The organism is Deinococcus deserti VCD115 (assembly GCF_000020685.1).
GTDB lineage: Bacteria > Deinococcota > Deinococci > Deinococcales > Deinococcaceae > Deinococcus > Deinococcus deserti.
In genome coordinates this window covers 1,248,612-1,271,272 of sequence record NC_012526.1, presented here as the reverse complement: position 1 = coordinate 1,271,272, position 22,661 = coordinate 1,248,612, and the positions used below count along the sequence as shown (strand labels likewise).

Below are 22,661 nucleotides of genomic sequence, written 5' to 3'. Positions count from 1 at the left end.
CCATACTGACGCCTGTGAATTACGACGAGTTCGCTGACCTGTACGATCACCAGTACGACCTGTACCGGGATGACCTGCACTTCTATGCCGGCATAGCACAGCGGGCGGGCGGCAAGGTACTGGAAGTCGGGGCTGGCACGGGCCGAGTCACCACATTCCTTTCGCGCAAAGGGGTGGATGTCATCGGCCTGGAGCCCAGCGCCCGCATGATCGAGCGCGCCAGGAGCCGCGCTGCGCGCGACGGGCTACAGCCGCAGTTTGTGCAGGGGGACGTCCGCACCTTCCGTCTGGATGAGCAGTTTTCCCTGCTGATCGCACCGTTCAACGCCCTGATGCACCTCTACACGCCCAGCGAACAACTTCAGGCGCTGGAAAACCTGAGGACTCACGCCCCGAAAGGGACTCCATTCGTATTCGACCTGTACGTGCCGCGCTTCGGGAAGATGAACACCCTACGCCATGAGGGAGAAACGTTCCATGCTCCGGACGGATCACGCCGCGATATCTTCCTGGTGCAGCGGCACAACAAAGCCCGCCAGCACATCACCACCGAATATCACGTGGACACCACGCAGCCGGACGGCCGTCTGACCAGACAGCATTACACCCTGACCCAGCGTTACTACACGCGCTATGAGGTCGAATGGTTGTTGCGCTTCGCGGGCTTTGAGTCCCCGAAAGTCACCGGCAGCTTTCAGGGTGGGCCCCTGGACAGCCGCAGCGATGTCATGGTGTTTCAGAGCCGCGTCATATAGCACAGCCAGTGAGGTGCCCCGATCAAGGGCACCTCACTGATCCAGATTCCGGCTGAAGCCTACTGCTTCAGGACCTGTGCCAGATCAGCCGGGGTAATAGGCCGTTCCTGAGCACCAAAGCTTGTCACCGACAGGGCGCCCGCAGCATTGGCCGCACGCGCAGCCTCGGCCAGTGACGCTCCGGTCATCACCGCGTGGGCAAAGGCCCCGGTAAAAGTGTCACCCGCTCCCGTGGAGTCGACCAGGTTCTCCGCAAGGGTCACAGCGTCGACCAGTTCCGTTTCCGTGGGGGTCCATACGATTGAGCCCATCTTGCCGACTTTGACGATCACTCGCTGGGCACCCTTGCTGCCCAGCTGGGCCAACGCCGCACTGATGCTGTTGGTGCCGGTCAGGGCCAAGAGCTCGTGCTGGTTGAGCATCAGGTAGTCCGCCTGAATCACGCTACCGAGCAGGCTGGTACCTGCCCGGTTGACCGCGCCGGCACCCAGGTCAATAAACACCGGCACCGGCTTCTTGGCACCCCGGGCCAGATCAATAGCCTTGAGGGCGTATTCACGCTGTGGGCCTTCAGTCAGGCTGTAGGCACTCACGATCAGAGCGTCGGCTCCTTCGACATCCTTCTTCTTGAGCTTCGCAGGATCAAGCAGCCGGTTGGCGGCGCCGTCGCTGATCATGGCGCGCTGGCCACTGGCCGTCTGCATAACGGTAATCGTGCTCGTCAGCACTTCCGGATCACGCTGAATCGCGCTTTCACTGACCCCGGTCTGCCGCACATGGCTCAGGGCATACTCAGCAAAGGGGTCGGCGCCCACGCGGGCAGCCAGGGTAACGGTGTGGCCCAGGCGCGCGAGGGTCACGCTGATGGTCCCTCCAGCTCCACCGGGCTCCATGCTGGCACGAATCGGGGCTACTTCCTCGCCGGGAGCAGGCAGGCGATCTAGGTGGTACAGGTGGTCGACGGTGACGTCACCGATAACGTAAAACTTCACATTGTCCTCCGGGCCGGCAGCGCGGCCCACAATTTCTGGGTTAGGCAGGCGGATCAGGATCCTTAAATGTTACCGTACCACGCCTAGACGCCGCGCCACGTCTTCAAGTTTGCTCAGGGGCACGTCCTCGGCGCGCACGTCGGGGCGCAGTCCGGCGGCAATCAGGGCAGCGTCTATGGCCGGGCCTTCATGCCCGATCATGCGCAGGTTATTGCGCAGTGTCTTGCGTCGGTGGTGCAGCGCGCCTTCCACAAACTTCAAAAGGGCTGCTTCAGGAGCCGGGCGGCTCCGGTCAAAGTCCAGCCGGATCACACTGCTGGTCACGTCAGGGGCCGGGAGAAATGCACCCTTGGGCACATCGCGGACATGCCGGACACTGCCGTGCAGGGCTGCCAATGCACTCAGGAACCCGTAGGCGTCTTCACCGGGCCGGGCAGCAAGGCGCTGGCCTACTTCTTTTTGTACCAGGACCGTGGCCGACACGATGCCCGGGGCATGCATAAAGCGAGAGAGCAGCACTCCCGTGATGTAGTACGGCAGATTGGCGATCACGCGCGTGCCCTCGGGCAGGCTGGCATAGTCAAAGTCCAGCGCGTCGCCCCAGATCAGCTCGACATCCAGCCCTGCGAGAGTCTCGGCCAGCGCCGGGCGCAGCCGCTCATCCTTTTCCAGGGCGGTGACATGTGCGCCCCGCGAAGCGATTTCACGGGTCAGCACCCCCAGTCCCGGTCCAACCTCCAGAATGCGTGCCCCGGCCTGTGCCCCACCGGCCTCGGCAATGGCTCGCAGAATATTCCCGTCGATCAGGAAGTTCTGCCCCAGGCTCTTGGTGGGCCTCAGTCCATGCCGGTTCAGCAGCTCGCGGACCCGCGCAGGCGAGTACAGCGGCGCCTCTTTGGTGTCGGCAGCGGGGTCGGTGGTGGTAGGGACAGGATCAGGCAGGGTCACGGGGTCTCCGGCAGTTGGGTTCAGGAGCTCGGTACGCTTGGGCACTCTGAGCAGGGGCAAAGAAACGTGGGCAGGAATCACAATGGGCAGGCGCAACGGCGGCCAGCTGAGCGCGTCAGTATACTCTCCGGCATGAGTGATCCCGTCCGTTCCGGGCAGAGCGGGCCCCATACCGCTGCCCAGGACTCCCCTGAGCTGTATGCATCACCCCCTCTGGTTCCCCCTACCCTGGATTCACTGGTGCGGGCTGGAGAATGGGAACGCGCTGCGCAGGTCGCCCGCGCCCAGCAGATGGACGTAGACGTGCAGGACGCGCTTGAGCTGCTGACAGGGTTTCAGGAGCAGGTACGCGCCCGCCGCTATTCCAAGGCCAGAAGTACGCTGGACGGCTACCGCGCCGCACTTGGCCGGGCTCCTGCCGACGCCCCAGAGCGCGACGTGGTTCGCCTTGCGGCGCCACCCGAGCAACTTGAAGCTGCACTCGACGGCCTCGACGGCTTACAGAAAGAGACCGACCCGGCCGCCCTGGCTTCCGGTCTGGAGCCAGCCCTGTCACATCCGCTCACGCGCGCCGAAGCACTGAATATGCAGGGCATTCTCAGTGCCCTGATGGGAGACGCCATTCAGGGCCGCCTGCGGCTGGAAGAGGCTCTGCAGGCCGATCCCAAACATTACCGGGCGCTGACCAATCTGGGCAATCTGGACCTGGAAGCCGGAGATGTTGTCAGCGCTGAGCGGCGCTACCGCGAAGTTATTGCGCTCAACCCCGACTACGACGGCGGGCATCATAACCTTGGGGTGGCGCTGCGACGTCAGGGCAAGGTCAGTGAATCTGTGGCCGCCATCCGGCGTGGACAGCGGCTGAGTGTCAAACGCTCTCAGGAAGATACCCGCGCCGATATCAAGGAACAGTACGCCCGCAGTCCGGTGCTCAGGAATATGCGCTGGATCATTCTTGTCGTCCTGGTTCTGGCCGTGGTGCTGCTGATGCGCTCTGCCGGGGCCTGACCGGGAGGCCTACGTCATGCCCCAGTACGTGCTGACTGCGGCCCAGGCGTCCGCAGTGGACCAGCAGCTGCAACGCGCCGGTCTGCTGGACCTGGCGATGGAGGAGGCCGGATCAGCCGTGGCCCGGCTTGTTCAGCAACAGTATCCGGCTGGGCGTGTGCTCTTCCTGGCTGGAGGCGGAGCAAATGGGGGCGACGCGCTGGTGGCCGCCCGGCATCTGCATGTGCAGGGCCGCGAGGTGGAGGTCCTGGCCCTGCCCGCCCGTCACCGGCTGACACAGCTCAACCGCCGCCGCCTGCAGGCCGTAGGGGTGGCGTGCCGCCCGCTGAAAGCAGCAGCGGCGCAGCGCTCGGTGGAGGCTGCCGCTCTGCTTGTGGACGGTCTGCTGGGCACCGGGTTCACACCACCTCTGCGGGCCCCACTGGACACGCTTGTTCACATCATTAACGCGGCGAGCTGCCCAGTTCTGAGTATCGACATTCCCAGTGGAATAGACGCCCACAGCGCCGAGGCGGGCCTTGCCGTGCAGGCACAGCACACGGTGAGCCTGATGGGCTGGAAGCCAGCCCTGCTGTTCGGAGAATCGGCGGCGCGCGCAGGCGCCGTGACCCTGGTGCCGCTGACCGTGCCTGCCGCGTGGGTGCAGGCACAGGCACTGGCTGTGCGCCCTACGGACGCCGAGGTGGGGGCCATGCTGCCGGCACGCCGCAACGACGCGCACAAAGGCACGGCTGGACACGTCTGGGTTCTGGGTGGTCATCCGGGAACAGTGGGAGCCGCCGCTCTGACAGCTGCCGGAGCCCTGCGGACCGGCTCGGGCCTGGTCACGGTGCATTCGGTGGCCGAAATCCCGCTGGTGATGCCGGAACTGATGGTGCACCGTCATTCAGTATGGGACGCAGCGTTCAGGGCCTTTGGTGACCGCCGGCCCGACGCCGTGGCCGTGGGCATGGGTCTGGGTCCGGACGCCGCTCATATCGCGCGCCGGGTACTGTCGTGGAACATTCCCACAGTGCTGGACGCCGACGCCCTGCAACCGGAATTGATAGGTCATGGACATGACTCATGCCTGTGGACGCCTCATCCAGGTGAGGCCGCGCGCCTGCTGAGGACTTCCACCCCGGAGCTGACCCGTTATCCCCTGGAGGCTGCCCGGGCCCTGCAGGAACAGCTGGGCGGGGTGGTGGTGCTCAAGGGCGGGCCCAGTGTCGTTGCGTATTCGGGGGGCCTGAGTGTTGCCCAGGGGGGACATCCTGGGATGGCCAGCGCGGGAATGGGCGATACCCTTTCCGGCATCCTGGCGTCCCTTCTGGGACAGGGAATGGACGTGGTACAGGCGGCTGTGGCTGGGGTCAGGCTCCATGCACGTGCCGGTGAACGTGCCGGTCAGCTTCACGGCTATGGTCTGAGTGCCACTGATGTGGCCTCCCAGTTAGGTGCTGCCTGGACTGATTTGACCAGTGAGACCCACCCCACAAGAGAACGACTGTCGTTCCGGGTCTAACGTTGGGTGCTAGGCTGGGCAGCAATGCAGGGTTTGCTGACTGATCTTCCGCTCCTGGGTGTGCTCGAACTCGTGCATGCCACCCGTCAGACTGGGGTTCTGGACGTGCAGACGAACGTACCCTTTACCGTGGCCTTCCGGCAGGGCGAGATCGTCGCTGGTGGCATCCTCGACTGGATGGGTCGCGAGGCCCTCCAGGCAGCGCCGCTGCTGCCCGAATCCGGCTCTTTTCAGTTTGTGCCTCGCGAGGTCACTGGCACGCCGCTGGGGCCTTACGAACACTTCACAACCGACTGGGCCCGGGCCGCCGACGAGTGGGAAACGTTGTGCGCCGTGATCGGCAGCCCCAGCCGCTACTTCCGGGGAGAACTGGGGCTCTTTGACCGCGAAGACGGCCTGAGCATCCGTGCTGCGTCAAGGGAGTCGGAAGTGCCGCTCTTTGATGTTGCCCAGCAGGTCACCGAGGCCGTTCGCGAAGGGCGCCTGGAACCACTGGATCATTTCGCCTGGTTCAGTCTGCGCATGATGCCAGCCGGCCAGCGTGCCAACCTGCATCCAGTAGCCAAAGAACTGGACGGCGAACGCAATCTGGGGGACCTGGTCGAAGGCGGTCTGGACGTACATGTCGTGCGTGAATATCTGCTCGGTGAACTGCGCCTTGGTCTACGCTTCCCCGGCAGTGGCTGGGTATTGCGAGACCTGGTCTGGGAACAGGATCACGCCCAGGAACTGTAGATCTTTGTGACAGCGGTCGCCAGCCAACCAGATCTGCTTTAGCCCTACATAGCAGGCGAGTGATCCGGCAGATCCGGAGGCCCGCGCTGATTCCAGGTGCGGCTGGTCTAGAATGCCCGGCATGTTGTTTCTGTCCGCGCTGCTCCTGCTGGTGGCTTTTCTTGTGGGTAGCGTTCCCATCGGTCATGCGCTGCTGACCCGCGCGGGCGTTGACGTCCGGCTGAACAATGCCCATAACCTGGGCGTCGAAAACGTCCTGCGGCGCGTGGGACCCGGTCTCGCCGTCGCGTCGGCCTCACTGGATTTTCTCAAGGGGTTCCTGGCGGTGCTGATGGCGTCAAGTCTTCAGCAGCCAGACCTCACGGTGCTGGCAGCCCTGGCAGCTTACCTGGGCCATCTCAACCCACCACGCGCGCTGTTCGGCAACACGCGTCCGCGTGGCCGGGGCAATCTGGTGCTTTTGGGTACTCTGGCAGCACTGCCAGTCACAGGGGCCGTACCCTTCTGGGCGGCTCTTCTGCCCGTGCTGGTCTACGCCGGCGTCGTTGGGTACTGGGGCTTTGTCAGCAGCGCAACGCTCTCGGCGCTCCTGGCCTTCACACTGGCCACGCTGCTGATTCCCGTGGGGGTCCCTGCCCGGCTCGCGGCCCTGGGACTGCTGGTCACGGCCGCGTGGCGCTTCAAAGAGAACCTGGGGCGCATTCTGGACGGCACGGAGCCGCGCTTCGGTGATGAGGTACCGCTGGCAGGCAAACGCAACGACGAAGTGGTTGCCGCCTTCATGATTCACCCCATGACGCTGGAGAATTTCTGGTCGGCGCAGCGCTTCGCCTGGTTGCGGCCCCTGGTGGAACGGGGCGTGGTCAGTGAGGCCAGTGTCCGCCAGATGGCCGAGCGGCTGCGTCCTATGAAGGTCGGAGAACTGCGTGGCATCCGGACGGTTGACGGCAAGGCGATCCGCTGTTACCTGCTGTCGAGCCCGCTGTTGCCCGACGTTTTCCGTGACCAGCCGGAACTGGCGACCCAGCGTGCCATCGAAGGAGCACGACTGGCCCACGAACTGGGCGCAGAGGTCTTTGGCCTGGGGGCCTTCTGGTCGGTGGTGGGCAACAAGGGCGTGGACGTGCAGGCGGCCGTGCCCGAGATCACCATCACCAACGGTGGAGCCTACACCTCCGGGACCATCAAGGCCGCGATTCCCGGCATCCTGCAGCACTTTCAGGAGACCGGACGGGACCTCAAGGCAGCGACTGCCGGCATCGTCGGGGCCAATGGGGTCGTCGCCTTCGGGATTGCGCGGACCATCGCACCCCAGGTGGGCCGCCTGATCATGATCGGGCGCGATATGGAGCGTCTGGAGCGCAGCGCAGCGACCCTGCGCCGGGCCAACAAGGACACCGAGATCGTCACCACCACCAGCTACGACACCCTCAATGAAGCGGATCTGATCTTCACGGCGACCAGCGACCCCAATCCAGTGATCTTCCCGCAGCATGTCAAGCCGGGCGCCTGGATCTTCGATGAGGGACGGCCGGCAGACGTCGATCAGAGCGTCGAAAAAGTTCCTGGTGTGCGCATCATTCCCGGAGGCGTGGTCCGGCCTCCCGGCGGCATGACCAGCAACATCGACCTGCAGTTCGGTGAAGGGGCGGTTCCTGCCTGTCTGGCAGAAACCCTGATTATCGCGGCCACCGGCGAGCACAACCGCAAGAGCCTGGGGCCGCAGACCCTCAGCGAGAACATCAATTTCTTTGTAGAACAGGCCGACAAGCTGGGCTTTACCGTGGTGGACTGATTCGGCCACAGTGGCCGGGCATTCACTTGGATGGGGCCTGCGTCTGGACCAAAGAGACCTGGAAAATGTCGTTTCTACTGGTGACTACGAGCGCTATTGGCGCAGCGGTGCTGAGGGCAGGGCGTGCCAGCCGGGACAGGGGCAGATGGCGTCCAAGGCTCATTCCTCTCGCTTTTTGCAACCCGGCTCTCCCCTACACTGTCTGACATGATCGAGCGCATTCATCTGGCCAAACCGCGGGGCTTTTGCGCGGGCGTGGTCATGGCCATCCAGGCGGTGGAGAAAGCGGCCCGCACTGAGGAAAAGCCAGTCACGGTGTACCACTCCATTGTCCATAACCACACGGTGGTCGAGCGGTTGCGCGCGGGCGGCGGTGTTCACTTTGTTGAGGACCTCGACGCCATCGAGGCGCTCCCTGAAAACGGCGAGACCGTGATCTTCAGTGCCCACGGCATTAGCCCGGTGGTGCGCGAACGTGCCCGGCAGCTGGGTCTGGCGACCATTGACGCTACCTGCCCACTGGTCACGAAAGTTCACACCGAGGCCAAGAAATATGCCCGCGAGGGCTATACCATTCTGCTGATCGGCGACAGTGCCCGGCACCAGGAAGTCATCGGTACCCGCGGAGAGGCGCCGGACCATACCATCCTGGTGGGCGTTCTGGGACAGGCGCACAACGAAGACTCGGGGCTCAACGATCCGCATACGGTGGAGGTGCCTGATCCCTCAAGAGTCGTGGTGCTCACGCAGACGACGCTCAGTGTGGACGACACACGCCGCACAGTGGATGTGCTCCGGAGCCGCTTTCCGGCGCTGGTCGTGCCTCCCAGCGAGGACCTGTGCTACGCCACCAAGAACCGTCAGGACGCCGTCAAGGCCATCGCACCGGTGGTGGATATGTTCCTGGTCCTGACCAGTACCCACAGCAGCAACGGCATGCGTCTGCTGGAACTGGCCCGCAGCCTTTGCGGCCGGGCCGAGCGGCTCGAGACTGTGGCGGACCTGCAGATGCTGGACTTGAGTGGGGTGCGCTCGGTAGGCATCACGAGTGCGGCAAGTACCCCGGATGATCTGGTTCAGGCTGTGGTCGAGCATTTCCGTTCGCTCAATCCTCTCTTGCAGGTCACCGAGGAAGGCGAGTGGGAGAACATAGAATTCCGGGAGCCTCGCAAGATCCTGCCGACCGACCAGCTGCCGCGCACCATGCAGTGATAGGCAGGCTCGACACCACTGAGGTTCTGGAGATCGCGGTACGCCTCTTTGTGGCCTGGCAGATCATCTGGGGCATGGTTGCCTTTATCGCCATGGGGCATGACAAGCGTCTGGCGACGCAGTTGAGGCGGCGCACGCCTGAAAAAAACCTGCATCGCCTGGAAGCCTGGGGAGGCTGGGCGGGATCTCTGGCTGCGCAGCTCCTGCTTCGTCACAAGACTCGGAAAGCGTCGTATCAGCGAATCTACCGGCCGATTGCTCTGGGATGGGTGACGGCATGTGCTGTGGTTGGAACGCTACATCTGCTGCAAAGATTTTACATTTGAAAATCCTTTGACATTATTTATTGTCATATGCTAAGGTTCGCACTATGATCATCGTGAAAGTCGGCGGAAGTGCCGGGATTGATTACGACGCTGTCTGTGCCGACCTCGCGGCCCGCTGGAAGGCGGGCGAACGGCTGGTGCTCGTGCATGGCGGCAGCGGCGAAACAAACCGCATTGCCGAAGCACTGGGACATCCCCCCCGTTTCGTGACCAGTCCCAGCGGCTACACCTCCCGCTTTACCGACCGCGAGACCCTGGAAATCTTCGAGATGGTGTACTGCGGCAAGATGAACAAGGGCATCGTCGAGCGTTTGCAGAGGCTCGGGGTCAACGCAGTGGGCCTTTCAGGGCTCGACGGCCGCATATTCGAAGGCCGTCACAAGGACAGCGTACGGGCAGTGGAAAACGGCAAGGTCAAGGTGCTGCGGGGGGACCACACCGGGACCGTGGAGAAGGTCAACACAGAACTCATCGAGCTCCTGCTGGGCGCCGGCTACCTGCCGGTGCTGACCCCGCCCGCAGCCAGCTATGAGGGGGTGGCCATCAATGTCGACGGGGACCGCGCGGCGGCGGCTCTGGCCGTGGCCCTGAAGGCAGACGCCCTGCTGCTGCTGTCCAACGTGCCTGGCCTGCTGCGCGCCTATCCCGACGAAAGCAGCCTGATCCGCGAGATTCCAGCCAGCAATGTCGAGGACTACCTGGAATTTGCGCAGGACCGAATGAAGAAAAAGGTGCTGGGCGCTGCTGAGGCTGTGCAGGGCGGCGTCAAACGGGTCATTTTCGGAGACGCCCGCGCTGGACAGCCCGTTACAGCCGCACTGGAAGGCGCCGGAACGGTGGTGTCCTGACGCGCGGGATATCCGCGCCGGGTTGCAAAGGACGAGTACCGCGTGACGCACCGGTCCGGTCTTCCCTGCTATGCTCCGCGCCGGATGCTGGCGCCCACTGAACTTCTTTCGTTCCTGCTGACCCGTGGTGGCCGCGAGTACCGCGTGACCGCGCTGCTGTGCTCGGGGCGCGGGCGCAAGGCCACTGTGCGTGAGCTGGGCGTCTATCACCTGACCGCACGGGGTGATCAGGTGCAGGCGACCGGCCCCACAGGCCAGACCCGCGCCCTGTCACATGCCGAATTTCTACAGGTTTTTGGTAGTTACACACTGACTGCACCTGAACCGACTGGCCGTATGACCGATCTGGGCCCATTGTTTGCGGAAACCATGGGAGCTCCAGCCTGAAGGTGCACCTGGAGTCTGGTTCGGTATTCCACCCTGGTCTGGGCCCTCATCCTTGGTTTCCAATCGGCACTGAACACCTGAACGCCCCCATGGCTGGGGGCGTTCTCCAGAAAGGCCCTCTTTACTCCTGTCCGCTTGCCTGCGGGAAGTCGAACGCCTGGAGCTGGACGGTCACCTCGCGTGTTTTGCTTCCCCGCCTCACCGTCAGTGTCAGGCGGTCTCCGATCTGTTTGCCGATCACCGCGCGCCGCAGGTCGTCACCCTCGGTGATGGCCTGGCCGTCCACCGCCGTGATGATGTCGCCGTCGGTGGCAATCTGTGCACTTCCGCCTCCTGTATCAGAAACGGTCGCCGCCTCGCTCCCGCCTTTGAGTCCCGCACGTGCTGCAGGACTGTTGGGGTACACCTGCTGAAGCAGCGCGCCGCTGGCCGGCAGATTGTAAGCCTTGCGTTCCTCGTCGCTCAGGGCACTCAGGTCGGTGAACTGGATTCCCAGGGTCGGAGTTCGGATGACACCTCCCTTCCCGGCCTGAAGCTGGGGGAGCAGCTTCTTTACAGTATTGATAGGAATAGCAAACCCGACGCCGGCGCTCTGTCCAATGCCGCCCGTCAGAATCTGGGTGTTCACCCCGATCACCTCTCCGGCGCTGTTTAGAAGTGGCCCGCCACTGTTGCCTGGGTTGATGGCCGCGTCCGTCTGGATCACCTGCTGGTTCACCTGCTTGGTTCCGACTGGCACCGTGCGCTCCAGGCTGCTGATAATGCCTTCGGAAACACTGAAATCAAGCCCGAATGGCGCGCCCATGGCAATGGCTTTGAGGCCGACGTCCAGCCGGGAGCTGTCCCCCAGCGGCAGCGCCTGAATGTCCTCCCGGGGCACCCCCTCGGCACGGATCAGGGCCAGATCAAAGTCCGGGGCACGGGCAATGACCTTTGCCTTGTAGGTTTTCTTGTTGCCATGCAGCCGGATGGTGATCTCGCTGGCCCCCTCGATCACATGGTTGTTGGTAATGATGTCACCGGCAGCACTGACGAAAAATCCGCTGCCGGTTCCGCTGCGTGCCCCGTTGCCCCCAGGAAGTTCAGGCAGGCCGAACTGTTCCTGCAGGCGCTGGCGGAGCTGAGCCTGCTCGCTGCCACTGCTGCTTTCCGTGACACTGATGTACACCAGACCGTCCTGGCGGTCCTTGACGACCTGCACGGTGTTGGCTTCGGATTCGGTGCGGGCCCGCGCCTGATTGAAGGCAGCCGGCCGGTTGGTGGCTGGCACCATCTGGCCCTGAATTGACTCTTCCTCCACCGGGGTGCTGGAAGTCACCGACGCTGTCTCGGCAGGACTGTTCTGACGTTCGTTGGCCTGATATCCAACAAAGGACCCCAGGGCGAGGGCACCAGTGAGCAGCAGCAGTGGCAGGGGACGTTTCATGCTGCGCAGTGTGGCGCCTGCGGGTTACGTGACGGTTAAAACACCGCTTCCGTGTCTTGACCCTCTCCCTACCGGCAACAGAAAGGCACCCGGGCCTTTGCTCCGGATGCCATGAATGCGCGGGAAGTTTACTTCTTACGCTTGGTGGCCGGCTTCTTGCCACCGCCACCAGTGGTGCGTTCTTTGGCGTCGCGCATAAAGGAGCGCAGCTTGGCCTCGAACTGTGGGCTCTGCCGCCCAATCGCGCGGGGGCGCGGAATTTCCTCGGGTTCTTCAAGGAGTTCCTTGATCGACAGGTCGAGACGGCCCCGTTCGTCACGGCCGAGCACCTTGACTTCCACAGTGTCGCCCTCGCGCACATGGTCGTGGATGTTCCGCACGAACGAATGAGCAATCTGCGACATGTGGACCAGGCCCGTCTCGCCGTTCTCGAACTGAATAAACGCGCCAAAGTCTGTTACGCGCGTGATACGGCCCTCTGCGACCGCACCGGAATCAAGCTGCACCAAGGGTAATCTCCTCAAAAGGCATGACTGGCAGTTTACACCATGACCCAGGCCACTGTTTACGCATCATTTCTTCACGCCTCTATGGCATGGCCTGATGGCCGTTGGGTAACGCTAGAGTGAGGTTTATGAAGTTGCGCGGCACACTCGGTGGCCTGAACCTTCTCCTCGAACCGGGTGATACTGCCCATAGCGTGGGCGAGCTGCTGGCTGTTCGTACCGATCTGCTGGTATCGCACGTCACTCTGGAAATCCAGGGCGACGCCGATCCCGGCGCTGTGGAAGCTGCCCTTCAGGCTATCCGGGCTGCAGGCGGCACCCCTGGCCGCATCCGGGCGCCGCGTGTCACCGTGCCGGGCCCGTCCAGCGAGGCTGCTCCCGGCACACTGGTGGTCAATTCGCGTACACAGATCGTGCCGCACACAGTACGGGCAGGCTTCCGTGGCGAATACCCGGGCAGCGTAATTGTGCTGGGAGACGTCAATCCCGGCGCCGAGATCGTGGCCAGTGGCGACGTGATCGTGGTGGGGGCATTGCGGGGCGTGGCCCATGCCGGTCAGGGGGGCCACGCCGAAGCCATCGTGTGGGCCCGGCCGATTGCCAGCACGCAGATCCGCATTGGTGACGCTGTGGCCCGCGCCCCGGAAGGCAGCAGCCTGAGCAATATGCGGCGCTCCGAAGGGCCGCCTGCTGCAGAAATTGCCCGGCTTCAGGACGGCCAGATCGTCATCGACGTTCAAAAGTGACGTGGCAGGTGTGACCTGTATGACGTCCTGCACGGTGTCTCCGGAGCTGTGCGCAGGCGCTTTGTAAGGCGTTTACCGTCTGACTTGGTGCATTCGGGTATACTGAAGTCCGGAATTCCTCTGGAAGAGGGTGGGCAGGTGTCCCACCTTTTTTTGTGGAGGGGGTGGTTAACAGGCCAGCAACACCGGGGCCGAAACAATATGAATAACAACACAACCGACAATTCAACCCTGCAACAGATCGCCCATGCGGCCGTGGAGCCCCTGGGCTTCGAGGTGCTGGAAGTTCAGGTGCAGTCACAGGGCGGCGAGAAAATCGTGCTGGTCCGGGTCGACCGGCTTGACGAACAGCCCGTCACCATGGAGGACCTGACCAAAGCCAGCCGCGCGGCCGAGGCCGAGTTTGACCGGCTGGACCCAGTGGCCGGTGAATACCGCCTGGAATTCGAGTCGCCTGGGTCCAAGCGTCCTCTGACGCGCGCCCGGCACTTTGAGCGCATGCTTGGGCTCAAGGCCCGCGTCCGTGGAGAGGGCCACGCCTTCACCGCGCCTATCAAGGCGGTCAGTGGCGACCAGGTGACTTTCGATGTCAGCGGGCAGGACGTCACGGTCTCTGCCAGCGCTGTGCAGGCCAACCTGGCCGAATTCCCGGACCGGCACCGCTGAGTACCTGACTCCACAAGCTCCACAAAGGAAGAGTGAGATGACCCAACCCGAGATCAATTTCGCGGATGCGCTGCGTGAAGTCGCGCAGGCCCGCAACATCAACGAGCTGCAGCTGATCGAGGCCTTCGAACAGTCTCTGGCTCAGGCCTATACCCGCAACGTGGAGCCTGACAAGCGCATCGAAGTGCACCTTGATCCGCAGAGCGGCGAGCTGGAAGTGCTGGTCGTACGTGAGGTCGTCGAGAAGGTCGAGGACGAGCATCTGCAGATTTCACTGGCCGACGCGCTCGAACTTGACCCTGGCGTCGAGATCGGCATGGAAATGGAGTTCCCGGTGGACCGCGAGAAGTTCTCGCGCATCGCGCTGCAGGCCGCCAAACAGACCCTGACCCAGAAGATGCGCGAAACCGAGCGCAACGTGGTGTTCAACGAGTACAAGGACCGCGAGGGCCAGGTGCTGACTGCGCAGGTCGTGCGCAGCGACAACAAGGGCAACTGGTTCGTGGAACTGGGCGCCGGCGAAGCTATTCTGCCGCCGCGCGAGCAGATCCCCGGCGAGAAGCTCACGCCAGGCAACCGGGTCAAGATCTACCTCAAGGAAGTCCGCAAGACGCCCAAGGGGCCGACGATCCTGGCCAGCCGCGCCGACGAGCGGCTTCTGGACTACCTGCTCAAGCAGGAGATCCCGGAAGTTGCTAACGGCATCGTGGAAGTCAAGGCCATTTCGCGTGAGGCCGGGCAGCGCAGCAAGGTCGCGGTGTTCTCACACAACAGCAACGTCGACCCCATCGGCGCGTGCATCGGCCACCGCGGCAACCGCATTCAGGCTGTCACCGGCGAACTGGGCCGCGAGCGCGTGGACGTGATTCTGTGGGACGCCAACACCCGCGAGTTCATCCGCAATGCCTTGTCTCCGGCCAAGGTGGGGTTGATCGAAGTTCAGCCGGACCGCCGCGAGGCGACCGTTACCGTCACGCCTGACCAGCTGTCTCTGGCGATCGGCAAGGGTGGTCAGAACGTACGCCTGGCAGCCAAGCTGACCGGCTTCAAGATCGATCTGCGCGAGACAGCAGCCATCAGCGACCTCGACGCTGCCATGCAGCAGGCCCTCCAGGATGACCAGGATGGCCGCGACGGTGACGACACGGCCAAGTCCGCCTTCGACGCGCTGTTCAAGGACAGCAAGTCGGTGGCCACTGCCAGCCCGGACGACACGCAGGACTAAAGCCACATGTGCGCCACGCCAGCCGGACAGCCCCGCGAGCACCACGTTCCCGAGCGGACGTGCGTGGTCTGCCGGGCCCGCCGCCCCCAGAGCGAGTTCGTACGCCTGACACGGGTAGAAGGGCACTGGCAGGAGCAGACTGTTAACCGGACTGGCCGAGGTGCGTACGTGTGTTCCGATTCTCCCAACTGCTGGCAGGACAAACGCCTTCGCCGGGCCTTTGGTCCGCAGGCGCCGGATGTCGCGGCGCTGCTTGTCAGACGGTTTCAAACTACCCAGACGAATCAGCCCATGACTGACTGATCTTTTTTCCCGCTGCCCGCCGCCCCCCAAGGGACCGGCCCGGCGCGGGACTCACCGGAGGTGAGCCATGTCGAAAGTCCGTATTTACACCCTAGCCAAGGATCTTGGTGTCGAGAATGCCAGGATGCTCGAAATCCTCGATGGCCTGGGCGTCGCTTACAAGAGCGTCAGCAGCACCATTGAAGAAGAGACCGTTGACCTGATCAAGCAGATTCTGGAAGAAGAAAGTGCTCCTCAGGCTCAGGACAGCACTCCGGTGGCTGAGACGCCTGCGGCAGCACAGCCCGCAGCTCCTCAGGCTGCGTCGTCTCAGCCGGCTGCGGCCCAGGCTGCACAGGCTGTGGCCGAGCCAGTCGCCGCACCCGAGCCTGCAGTCAACGAAATTCCCCACCGCGCGCCGGTCGTGACCATCATGGGTCACGTCGACCACGGCAAGACCAGCCTGCTGGACTACATCCGCAAGACCCGGGTGGCAGCCAAGGAAGCCGGCGGCATCACCCAGCACGTCGGGGCCTTCGAGGCCAAGACGAGCAAGGGCAAGATCGTGTTTATCGACACTCCCGGTCACGAAGCGTTCACGACCATCCGGGCACGTGGAGCCAACGTGGCCGATATCGCGATTATCGTGATTGCCGCCGACGACTCGCTGATGCCCCAGACGCGCGAAGCGATTGCCCACGCGCAGGCCGCCAAGGTGCCCATGATCGTGGCCATCAACAAGGTTGACCTTCCCCAGGCCGACCCTGAGCGCGTCAAGACCGACCTGACCCAGCTCAACCTCGTACCAGAAGAGTACGGCGGTGACCTGATTGTCGTTCCTGTCAGCGCCAAGACCGGTGAAGGCGTCGAGGACCTGCTGGAATACATCAGCCTGACCGCCGAGCTTGAAGACCTGCGCGCAGACCCCAAAGGTCCGTTCAGCGGCGTCATTATCGAAGGCAAGGTAGATCGCCAGGCCGGCGTGCTGGCCACCGTGATGGTTCAGGAAGGCACCCTGCACGTTGGGGACTTCCTGGTGGTGGGCGAGAACTACGGCAAGATCAAGGCCATGACCGATTCGGCCGGCGGCCGCATCAAGGAAGCCGGGCCCAGCACTCCGGTGCAGGTTCTGGGCTTCAGCGAAGTGCCGGCCAGCGGTGAGAAGGTCCAGAGCGCCAAGAATGAGCACGCTGCTCGTGACGTGATCGCCGCCCGCGCGGATGTCCGCCGCGACCAGGAAAACGCCCGGGACCGCCGCAAGACCCAGCGCACCCTTGAAGACATCATGGGTCCCATCGGTGAAGTACGGACTGTCAATCTGGTTCTGCGCGCCGACACGCAGGGCAGCGTCGAGGCCCTGCAGGGCATCCTGGCGCGTAAGGAAGGCGAAGACGTCAAGATCAACGTGATGCTCGCCGGCATCGGCGCTCCGACCGAGGGCGACGTCCTGCTGGCCAGTACCGCCGAAGCGACCATCCTGTGCTTCAGCGTGACCCCTTCGGGCAGCGTCACCAAGATGGCCGAGAACAAGGGCGTCGATATCAAGTCCTACCGGATCATCTACGAACTGATCGACGAGGTGGACCGCCTGATCAAGGGCAACGTAGAGCCCGTGTTCGAGGAGCGCTACCTGGGCCGCGCGGAGGTCCGCATGGTCATCCGTCACCCCAAGAGCGGCAATATTGCCGGTTCCTACGTGACCGACGGCATGTTCCGCCGCAACGCCAAAGCCAAGGTCACCCGCGGCAAGCAGACGGTTTACGAAGGCACCATTGTGGGCCTCAAGCGTTTCAAGGACGACGTCCGCGAAGTGCAGACCGGCTACGAGTGCGGCATCAACCTCGACTGGAATGACGTGATGGAAGGCGACATCATCGAAGCCAGCGAGATGGTCGAAGTCGAACAGGCCTGAAGTACCTGTAGCAAAGGAGCGGCTCTCCGAAATGGAGAGCCGCCCTCTTTTTTGCTTTCAGACACCCTCGACTGGCATGCAGCCCGGCTTCCCGTCACCCCACCCTGATGGACATGGGGCCTGAGCTAGTCCAGGCCAGCAGTACTCAGCATGGGGGTGGTGATCTGTCATAGAGAAGCGGGTCAGCTCCCCGGCAACACCATGCATGGCACCGGCTGGACCTGGGGCGTCGTGTCCGAACCCAGATAGCCATCGTGCTGAGCAAACACCTGTTCCGCTGTCACCTTCGGGCAAGTCATGAGAGATCACACAGAGCGGAACCACACGTACATAGACACAGTCATAAACGGTACAGGGCAAGGCTTCCAGCCAACTGCTTGTCCTTGAGAAGGCCTCCGAGGTGCGGCAGCTCCCAACGAGCTCCAACTGTTTCGAGGCCCAGCCCCGTCGCCGGTGAAACCAGGAGGCAGACGCGTCACACGTTTACAGTCCAACGAGTGCCACACATATCCATTCCGGAAAGCGACCGTAAGCGGGGAACCAAGCTGCGCTGGTCTGGTATCCTGTATCGCTTTGAAGGACAGGTCTCCCCTCCCACTGCAGTGGCACACCCGGCTGATTGCCCTGCCCGGGGTTCTGACCCTGCTGTCGGTCCTGGCCGTCATCCTGGGGACTCCAATGTCCACGGTCGACGCCTCGCAGCGGATGACGGCGGGCAGCGTCTCTCCGGGGATGCCGGAACTGCGACCTGCTCCGCAGCCAGTTCCAGCCACGCCGCTGCCTGCCTCACCGCCGCCGGAACCGTGGCGGCTAAGCAGGGAACAGCACACACGGATTCAGATCCGCCCAGCGCCGGTCTCATGGCAGCCACGCCCGGACCTGATTACTTGGGGTCGTCAGCAGACCGACGGCGGCTGACCCTCTGCGGTCCGCCTCTGTCCCTGTCCACCCCACACAGCTCAGGAGTTCGAAGTGACGTACAGCAACAACCGCAATAAACGTGGCGGCTCCAACCGCCGCCCCCCACCACGCAATGCCCCCGCCGGGCGCAAACCCAATCTTCTGACTGGCCTGCTGCTGCTGCTTACCCTGCTGGCCAGCCTGCTGTTCATCTGGCGGCCCTGGCAGCACCCGGACCAGCCGCTGAGCCTCTGGAACGACAAATTCCAGTTCATGACCCTGGGTCTGGACCTTAAGGGCGGCCTGCGGATCGAGCTGGCACCTGAGGGCGGTCCTGCCACCAAGGAAGAGCTCGACCGCGTCAAGACCGTGATCGAAAACCGCATCAACGCCCTTGGCGTCGCAGAACCGACCGTTACTGTCGCAGGTGGCAAGCGTGTGGTCGTCGAAATTCCGGGCGCCACCCCCGCCGTGCAGCAGCAGGCGCGTGAAATTATTCAGCGCACGGCGCGTCTTGAGTTCCGTATCGTGCAGGACAACGCGCAGCCCGACCCCGAGCTGGCGCAGAAAAACCCCCGCTCGAACGGATACTCGCTGGATCAGCTGGGACCCGTGCAGGCGACTGGCGAGATTATTGCCAGCGCGCAGGCAGCCACCGACCCACAGACGGGGCGCTGGGTGGTGTCGTTCACCAACACCGATAAGGGCGCCCAGACCTTCGGCGACTTTACGGGCAAGAACGTCAACAAGCTGATGGCTGTGGTTCTTGACGACCAGATCCAGTCGGTGGCGACCATCCAGCAGCGCCTGTTCCGTGACGTGCAGATCAGCGGCAACTTCGACGCCGAGGAAGCCAGTCAGCTGGCTCTGGTGCTCAAATCCGGCGCCCTGCCCATTAAGGTGAAGACCGAGGCCGAACGGGCCATCGGGCCGACCCTGGGAGCCGACGCCATCCGCAGCGGCGCGATCGCCTCGCTGGTGGGCATTGCCCTGGTCTTTGGCATGCTGTTCCTGTACTACGGCTTCTGGTTCGGGCTGGTGGGCGCCCTGGGTCTGCTGTTCAGCGCCGTGATTATCCTGGGCATGCTGGGCGGCTTCGGGGCCACCCTGACCCTCCCCGGTATTGCCGGTCTAGTGCTGACCATCGGCGCGGCAGTAGACGGCAACGTGATTTCGTTTGAACGCATCAAGGAAGAACTCCAGCGCGGCAAAGGCATCAAGAACAGCATCGGGGCCGGCTACGAACACTCCACCGCCGCCATTCTGGACGTAAACGCTGCCCACCTGCTCTCCGCCATGGCGCTGTACAACTACTCCACCGGCCCTGTAAAGGGCTTTGCCGTCACCCTGATTATTGGCGTTATTGCGTCTACCTTCTCTAACCTGGTATTCGCCAAGTGGTTCATGGAGTGGCTGGCCCAGCGCCGACCCAATATGAGTGCCCCGATGCGCATCAAGCAGACGGCTATTGATTTCATCAAGGCTGCCCCGCTGGTGACCACCGCTTCGGTGCTGATTGCATTGGCGGGCGCCGGCATTCTGGCGGTGAAGGGCCTGAACTACGGCGTGGACTTCACCAGTGGAACCACCATGACCGTCCGCGCTCCGGCAGCAGTCACGACCGAGCAGATCCGCACGGCCGTGACCGGTGCCGGAGTGAGCAAGATCTCTCCCCAGAACGCGACCATCCAGCGTGATGTGGTTCCTGGACAGCCCGGCACCCAGTACACCGTGAAGGTCCCGGAGCTGAACAACACAGAGCTGACGACCATCAGCGCAGCTATCGGCCAGGTTGGAAACGCCGAAGTGCTGTCCACGGAAACCGTCGGACCAGCTGTAGGCCGCGAGCTGACTGACAAAACAATCGCCGCCGTTCTGCTGGGTCTGGGCCTGATCCTGGTTTACGTGGGCTTCCGCTTCGACTTCGTGATGGGTCTGGGCAGCATCCTGGCCGCCGTTCACGACGTGGCTATCGCACTGGGTCTGTTCAGCCTGCTGGGCCTGGAGTTCACGATTGCCAGCGTGGCTGCGCTGCTTACCCTGATCGGCTACTCGCTGAACGACTCGATCATCGTGTCGGACCGTATCCGTGAGAACCTGCGCGAGATGCGCGGTAAGTCCTACCGTCAGATCGTGAACACCAGCATCAACCAGACGCTCTCGCGCACGATCATGACTTCCATCAGCACCATGCTGCCGCTGGTCAGCCTGCTGATTTTCGGTGGTCCCGTGCTGCGCGACTTCAGCCTGATTCTGTTGATCGGCATCCTGGTCGGGACCTACAGCAGCATCTACATCGTGGCGCCTCTGGTGGTCTTCCTGGAAGAGTGGAAGGTCCGCCGTAAGGTCCCCGGCGGCGTCGCTGCTCCTAAAGCCTGAGTCTCAGGCAGAACTTTCACCCGCTCTGGTCAAGGCCAGGGCGGGTTTTCACTTGAAAGCGTCCCCTGCCTCTGGACAAGTGACAGGTAGGTTACGTCGCGGCTTCTCTTTATCGCGCAGAGTATGGAGCGATGAGTGAGCACAAGACAGTGGCAATTGTAGGAGGCAGCGGCTATGCCGGCGGGGAATTTCTTCGGCTGGCGCTGAGCCACCCCAACCTGAAGGTCACCCAGGTGACCAGTGAGCGCAGCTCCGGTCTGCCGGTCAGCATGATTCACCCGAATCTGCGCGGGCGCACCAACCTTAAGTTCATCAAGGCGGCGGCCCTGGAAGACGCCGATATCGTGGTGCTGGCCCTGCCGCATAACTCGGCTGCCAAACGCATTGCCGAATTCGAGGCCAAAGGCCGGGTCATCGTGGACCTGTCGGCCGATTTCCGGCTGAAGGACCCTGAGGTCTACCGCGCCACCTACGGCGAGGATCACCCCACGCCTGAGAAACTGGGCGAATGGGTCTACGGCAACCCGGAACTCCACCGGGAGGAGCTGCGCGGTGCCACCCGGATTGCCTGCGCCGGCTGCTTTGCCACCAGCGTGGTGCTGGCGCTGTATCCCCTGGTCAAGCTGGGCGTGCTGCTGCCCAAGGACATCATTGCTACTGGACTGGTCGGATCAAGCGCTGCGGGCGCCAGTGCCAGCGACGGCAGCCATCATCCCGAGCGTGCCGGCAGCCTGCGGGTCTACAAGCCAGTTGGGCACCGTCACACCGCTGAAGCCCAGCAGGAGTTGCCCGGGCACTTTCCCCTGCACCTGACCGCCATCAGCACGCCCCGGGTGCGCGGCATTCTGACCACAGCACATGCGTGGATTCCCGACGGTTACAGTGACCGCGATGTCTGGAGTGCCTACCGCGAGGTGTACGGCAATGAACCCTTTGTGCGCATCGTGAAGGTCGCCAAGGGCATCCACCGCTACCCGGACCCCATGCTGCTGGACGGCACCAACTACTGCGATATCGGCTTCGAGATGGATGTGGATACCGGACGGGTCGTGCTGATGAGCGCCATTGACAACCTGGTCAAAGGCACAGCGGGCCACGCCTTGCAGTGCCTGAACATCGCCCACGGCTGGGAAGAGACCATGGGCCTGGCATTCGCTGGTCTGCATCCGGCGTAAACCTCCCAAGACAGATCACTAAAGAGGCGCAGCCGGAGTCAGGTCCAGCTGCGCCTCTTTGCACTTTTTCCTTAAGCCTGCGTGTCAGCCACCACCCGGAAGCCCCCCTTGGCGTTGGGCTCGAAACGCGCGAACGGCACCTGTGGATCGTGAGGCGTACAGATCAGGGCATTCTGCTCATGCCACTCGGCAAAGTACCGGCGACGGTTTTCCAGGTTGGTGACCGGGTACAGGTCATACCCGATGACCCAGGCTGTGGGGCTGTGCATGGTGGTGGGCAGCAGGTCGGCGGTGTACACCAGGGTCTGTCCTCCGCTGCGCAGCACCACGCCCTGTTGCCCCAGGTTATGGCCGGGCAACGGCAGCACACTCAGGCCGGGAAGCAGTTCATGCTCACCGTCCACCACCTCGAACAGCCCGGCATCGTGCAGCGGCTCGATGTAATCGCGGATATAACTGGCGCGGCTGCGTTCATGGGGGTGAAGCGCGTCGTGCAGTTCCTGAGCCTGCACGACATAACGGGCATTCGGGAAAGTTGGTTCGCCCAGCGCAGTCACATTGCGACCGGCGTGATCGAAATGCAGGTGGGTATTGATCACCAGGTCAATGTCAGCAGGCGCCAGACCGGCATCGCTCAGGCCCCGGAAGACTGTCTCGTCACGGTCTACCCCGAACATTGCCTCGAACTTTTCGCCGCCTCTGTCCCAGAACCCGGTTTCGACCAGGATATTCTTCCCCGCCAGCCGGATCAGCAGCGGATTAATCCGCAGGGTGATCCGGTTGAGCTCATCCGGGGGCGCCACTTTTTCCCACAGCACCCTGGGCACTGTGCCGAACATGGCCCCTCCATCCAGACGGAACTGGCCGTCGGTCAGGCTGACCACCTCGGCCTCACCAACCTGCCGCTTTTGAATCCACATCCGTTCAGCCTAAC

The 22,661-nt window shown here is 63.2% G+C and carries 22 protein-coding genes; 17 read left to right on the top strand and 5 right to left on the bottom strand.

Features of this window, described 5'->3' with window-relative positions:
- The first annotated feature begins 14 nt into the window (after window positions 1-14).
- Entirely contained in the window at window positions 15-755 is a 741-nt protein-coding gene (locus DEIDE_RS06025; RefSeq protein WP_012693066.1) for a class I SAM-dependent methyltransferase, read from the top strand.
- Window positions 756-814: 59 nt separating this feature from the next.
- On the opposite strand, the gene DEIDE_RS06020 is transcribed toward DEIDE_RS06025, so the two are convergent.
- Together DEIDE_RS06020 and rsmA are read right to left on the bottom strand one after the other, a co-directional pair.
- On the bottom strand, window positions 815-1,747 hold the full coding sequence (locus DEIDE_RS06020; RefSeq protein ID WP_012693065.1) for a carbohydrate kinase family protein: 933 nt from the start codon (window positions 1,745-1,747) through the stop codon (window positions 815-817).
- 69 nt (window positions 1,748-1,816) lie between these two features.
- The gene (rsmA, locus tag DEIDE_RS06015; protein WP_012693064.1) at window positions 1,817-2,695 is read right to left on the bottom strand and encodes a 16S rRNA (adenine(1518)-N(6)/adenine(1519)-N(6))-dimethyltransferase RsmA; all 879 of its coding nucleotides are present in this window, start codon (window positions 2,693-2,695) and stop codon (window positions 1,817-1,819) included.
- Window positions 2,696-2,827: 132 nt separating this feature from the next.
- On the opposite strand from rsmA, the gene DEIDE_RS17965 reads away from it, so the two are divergent.
- The 8 genes from DEIDE_RS17965 to DEIDE_RS05975 all read left to right on the top strand — a co-directional run bounded on the left by DEIDE_RS17965 (window position 2,828) and on the right by DEIDE_RS05975 (window position 10,510).
- Complete coding sequence (locus DEIDE_RS17965) at window positions 2,828-3,703, top strand: tetratricopeptide repeat protein (RefSeq protein WP_012693063.1); 876 nt, start codon at window positions 2,828-2,830, stop codon at window positions 3,701-3,703.
- Window positions 3,704-3,719: 16 nt separating this feature from the next.
- The gene (locus DEIDE_RS06005; protein ID WP_012693062.1) at window positions 3,720-5,207 is read left to right on the top strand and encodes a bifunctional ADP-dependent NAD(P)H-hydrate dehydratase/NAD(P)H-hydrate epimerase; all 1,488 of its coding nucleotides are present in this window, start codon (window positions 3,720-3,722) and stop codon (window positions 5,205-5,207) included.
- A 24-nt stretch (window positions 5,208-5,231) separates the two neighbouring features.
- Window positions 5,232-5,942 carry a DUF4388 domain-containing protein gene (locus DEIDE_RS06000; RefSeq protein WP_012693061.1) on the top strand — a complete coding sequence of 237 codons (711 nt, stop codon included), beginning with the start codon at window positions 5,232-5,234 and terminating at the stop codon, window positions 5,940-5,942.
- Between the two features lie 121 nt (window positions 5,943-6,063).
- On the top strand, window positions 6,064-7,737 hold the full coding sequence (locus DEIDE_RS05995; protein ID WP_041227453.1) for a glycerol-3-phosphate acyltransferase: 1,674 nt from the start codon (window positions 6,064-6,066) through the stop codon (window positions 7,735-7,737).
- A 207-nt stretch (window positions 7,738-7,944) separates the two neighbouring features.
- A complete protein-coding gene (gene ispH, locus DEIDE_RS05990) occupies window positions 7,945-8,949 on the top strand; it encodes a 4-hydroxy-3-methylbut-2-enyl diphosphate reductase (protein ID WP_012693059.1) in 1,005 nt (334 codons plus the stop codon).
- 74 nt (window positions 8,950-9,023) lie between these two features.
- A complete protein-coding gene (locus DEIDE_RS05985) occupies window positions 9,024-9,275 on the top strand; it encodes a DUF1294 domain-containing protein (protein WP_162485403.1) in 252 nt (83 codons plus the stop codon).
- 44 nt (window positions 9,276-9,319) lie between these two features.
- Window positions 9,320-10,123, top strand: coding sequence for a [LysW]-aminoadipate kinase (locus DEIDE_RS05980; protein WP_041227135.1), 804 nt, complete (start codon window positions 9,320-9,322; stop codon window positions 10,121-10,123).
- An 84-nt stretch (window positions 10,124-10,207) separates the two neighbouring features.
- Entirely contained in the window at window positions 10,208-10,510 is a 303-nt protein-coding gene (locus DEIDE_RS05975; RefSeq protein ID WP_012693056.1) for a hypothetical protein, read from the top strand.
- A 121-nt stretch (window positions 10,511-10,631) separates the two neighbouring features.
- On the opposite strand, the gene DEIDE_RS05970 is transcribed toward DEIDE_RS05975, so the two are convergent.
- The gene (locus DEIDE_RS05970; RefSeq protein ID WP_012693055.1) at window positions 10,632-11,936 is read right to left on the bottom strand and encodes a S1C family serine protease; all 1,305 of its coding nucleotides are present in this window, start codon (window positions 11,934-11,936) and stop codon (window positions 10,632-10,634) included.
- A gap of 128 nt (window positions 11,937-12,064) precedes the next feature.
- Entirely contained in the window at window positions 12,065-12,445 is a 381-nt protein-coding gene (locus DEIDE_RS05965) for a S1 RNA-binding domain-containing protein (RefSeq protein ID WP_012693054.1), read from the bottom strand.
- A gap of 125 nt (window positions 12,446-12,570) precedes the next feature.
- Between DEIDE_RS05965 and DEIDE_RS05960 the strand changes: the two genes are divergently transcribed.
- The 8 genes from DEIDE_RS05960 (at window position 12,571) to argC (ending at window position 21,727) form a co-directional block, all read left to right on the top strand.
- The gene (locus tag DEIDE_RS05960; RefSeq protein WP_012693053.1) at window positions 12,571-13,188 is read left to right on the top strand and encodes a septum site-determining protein MinC; all 618 of its coding nucleotides are present in this window, start codon (window positions 12,571-12,573) and stop codon (window positions 13,186-13,188) included.
- A gap of 201 nt (window positions 13,189-13,389) precedes the next feature.
- The gene (gene rimP, locus DEIDE_RS05955) at window positions 13,390-13,854 is read left to right on the top strand and encodes a ribosome maturation factor RimP (RefSeq protein ID WP_012693052.1); all 465 of its coding nucleotides are present in this window, start codon (window positions 13,390-13,392) and stop codon (window positions 13,852-13,854) included.
- 37 nt (window positions 13,855-13,891) lie between these two features.
- Window positions 13,892-15,079 (top strand): transcription termination factor NusA, encoded by a 1,188-nt coding sequence (nusA, locus tag DEIDE_RS05950; RefSeq protein WP_012693051.1) that lies wholly within the window; start codon window positions 13,892-13,894, stop codon window positions 15,077-15,079.
- Between the two features lie 6 nt (window positions 15,080-15,085).
- On the top strand, window positions 15,086-15,382 hold the full coding sequence (locus DEIDE_RS18385) for a YlxR family protein (protein WP_012693050.1): 297 nt from the start codon (window positions 15,086-15,088) through the stop codon (window positions 15,380-15,382).
- A gap of 67 nt (window positions 15,383-15,449) precedes the next feature.
- Complete coding sequence (gene infB / locus DEIDE_RS05945) at window positions 15,450-17,273, top strand: translation initiation factor IF-2 (protein ID WP_012693049.1); 1,824 nt, start codon at window positions 15,450-15,452, stop codon at window positions 17,271-17,273.
- Between the two features lie 573 nt (window positions 17,274-17,846).
- A complete protein-coding gene (locus tag DEIDE_RS05940; protein WP_012693048.1) occupies window positions 17,847-18,191 on the top strand; it encodes a hypothetical protein in 345 nt (114 codons plus the stop codon).
- A 54-nt stretch (window positions 18,192-18,245) separates the two neighbouring features.
- On the top strand, window positions 18,246-20,552 hold the full coding sequence (gene secD / locus DEIDE_RS05935; RefSeq protein ID WP_012693047.1) for a protein translocase subunit SecD: 2,307 nt from the start codon (window positions 18,246-18,248) through the stop codon (window positions 20,550-20,552).
- A 131-nt stretch (window positions 20,553-20,683) separates the two neighbouring features.
- Complete coding sequence (gene argC, locus DEIDE_RS05930; protein ID WP_012693046.1) at window positions 20,684-21,727, top strand: N-acetyl-gamma-glutamyl-phosphate reductase; 1,044 nt, start codon at window positions 20,684-20,686, stop codon at window positions 21,725-21,727.
- A 71-nt stretch (window positions 21,728-21,798) separates the two neighbouring features.
- On the opposite strand, the gene DEIDE_RS05925 is transcribed toward argC, so the two are convergent.
- Window positions 21,799-22,647 carry an MBL fold metallo-hydrolase gene (locus DEIDE_RS05925; RefSeq protein ID WP_012693045.1) on the bottom strand — a complete coding sequence of 283 codons (849 nt, stop codon included), beginning with the start codon at window positions 22,645-22,647 and terminating at the stop codon, window positions 21,799-21,801.
- Window positions 22,648-22,661: the final 14 nt, after the last annotated feature.

Coding starts and splice junctions, on each gene's coding strand:
- DEIDE_RS17965 (WP_012693063.1), top strand. CDS start 2,828: ATGAGTGATCCCGTCCGTTCCGGGCAGAGCGGGCCCCATACCGCTGCC.
- DEIDE_RS06005 (WP_012693062.1), top strand. CDS start 3,720: ATGCCCCAGTACGTGCTGACTGCGGCCCAGGCGTCCGCAGTGGACCAG.
- DEIDE_RS06000 (WP_012693061.1), top strand. CDS start 5,232: ATGCAGGGTTTGCTGACTGATCTTCCGCTCCTGGGTGTGCTCGAACTC.
- DEIDE_RS05995 (WP_041227453.1), top strand. CDS start 6,064: ATGTTGTTTCTGTCCGCGCTGCTCCTGCTGGTGGCTTTTCTTGTGGGT.
- ispH (WP_012693059.1), top strand. CDS start 7,945: ATGATCGAGCGCATTCATCTGGCCAAACCGCGGGGCTTTTGCGCGGGC.
- DEIDE_RS05985 (WP_162485403.1), top strand. CDS start 9,024: ATGGTTGCCTTTATCGCCATGGGGCATGACAAGCGTCTGGCGACGCAG.
- DEIDE_RS05980 (WP_041227135.1), top strand. CDS start 9,320: ATGATCATCGTGAAAGTCGGCGGAAGTGCCGGGATTGATTACGACGCT.
- DEIDE_RS05975 (WP_012693056.1), top strand. CDS start 10,208: ATGCTGGCGCCCACTGAACTTCTTTCGTTCCTGCTGACCCGTGGTGGC.
- DEIDE_RS05970 (WP_012693055.1), bottom strand. CDS start 11,936: ATGAAACGTCCCCTGCCACTGCTGCTGCTCACTGGTGCCCTCGCCCTG.
- DEIDE_RS05960 (WP_012693053.1), top strand. CDS start 12,571: ATGAAGTTGCGCGGCACACTCGGTGGCCTGAACCTTCTCCTCGAACCG.
- rimP (WP_012693052.1), top strand. CDS start 13,390: ATGAATAACAACACAACCGACAATTCAACCCTGCAACAGATCGCCCAT.
- nusA (WP_012693051.1), top strand. CDS start 13,892: ATGACCCAACCCGAGATCAATTTCGCGGATGCGCTGCGTGAAGTCGCG.
- DEIDE_RS18385 (WP_012693050.1), top strand. CDS start 15,086: ATGTGCGCCACGCCAGCCGGACAGCCCCGCGAGCACCACGTTCCCGAG.
- infB (WP_012693049.1), top strand. CDS start 15,450: ATGTCGAAAGTCCGTATTTACACCCTAGCCAAGGATCTTGGTGTCGAG.
- argC (WP_012693046.1), top strand. CDS start 20,684: ATGAGTGAGCACAAGACAGTGGCAATTGTAGGAGGCAGCGGCTATGCC.
- DEIDE_RS05925 (WP_012693045.1), bottom strand. CDS start 22,647: ATGTGGATTCAAAAGCGGCAGGTTGGTGAGGCCGAGGTGGTCAGCCTG.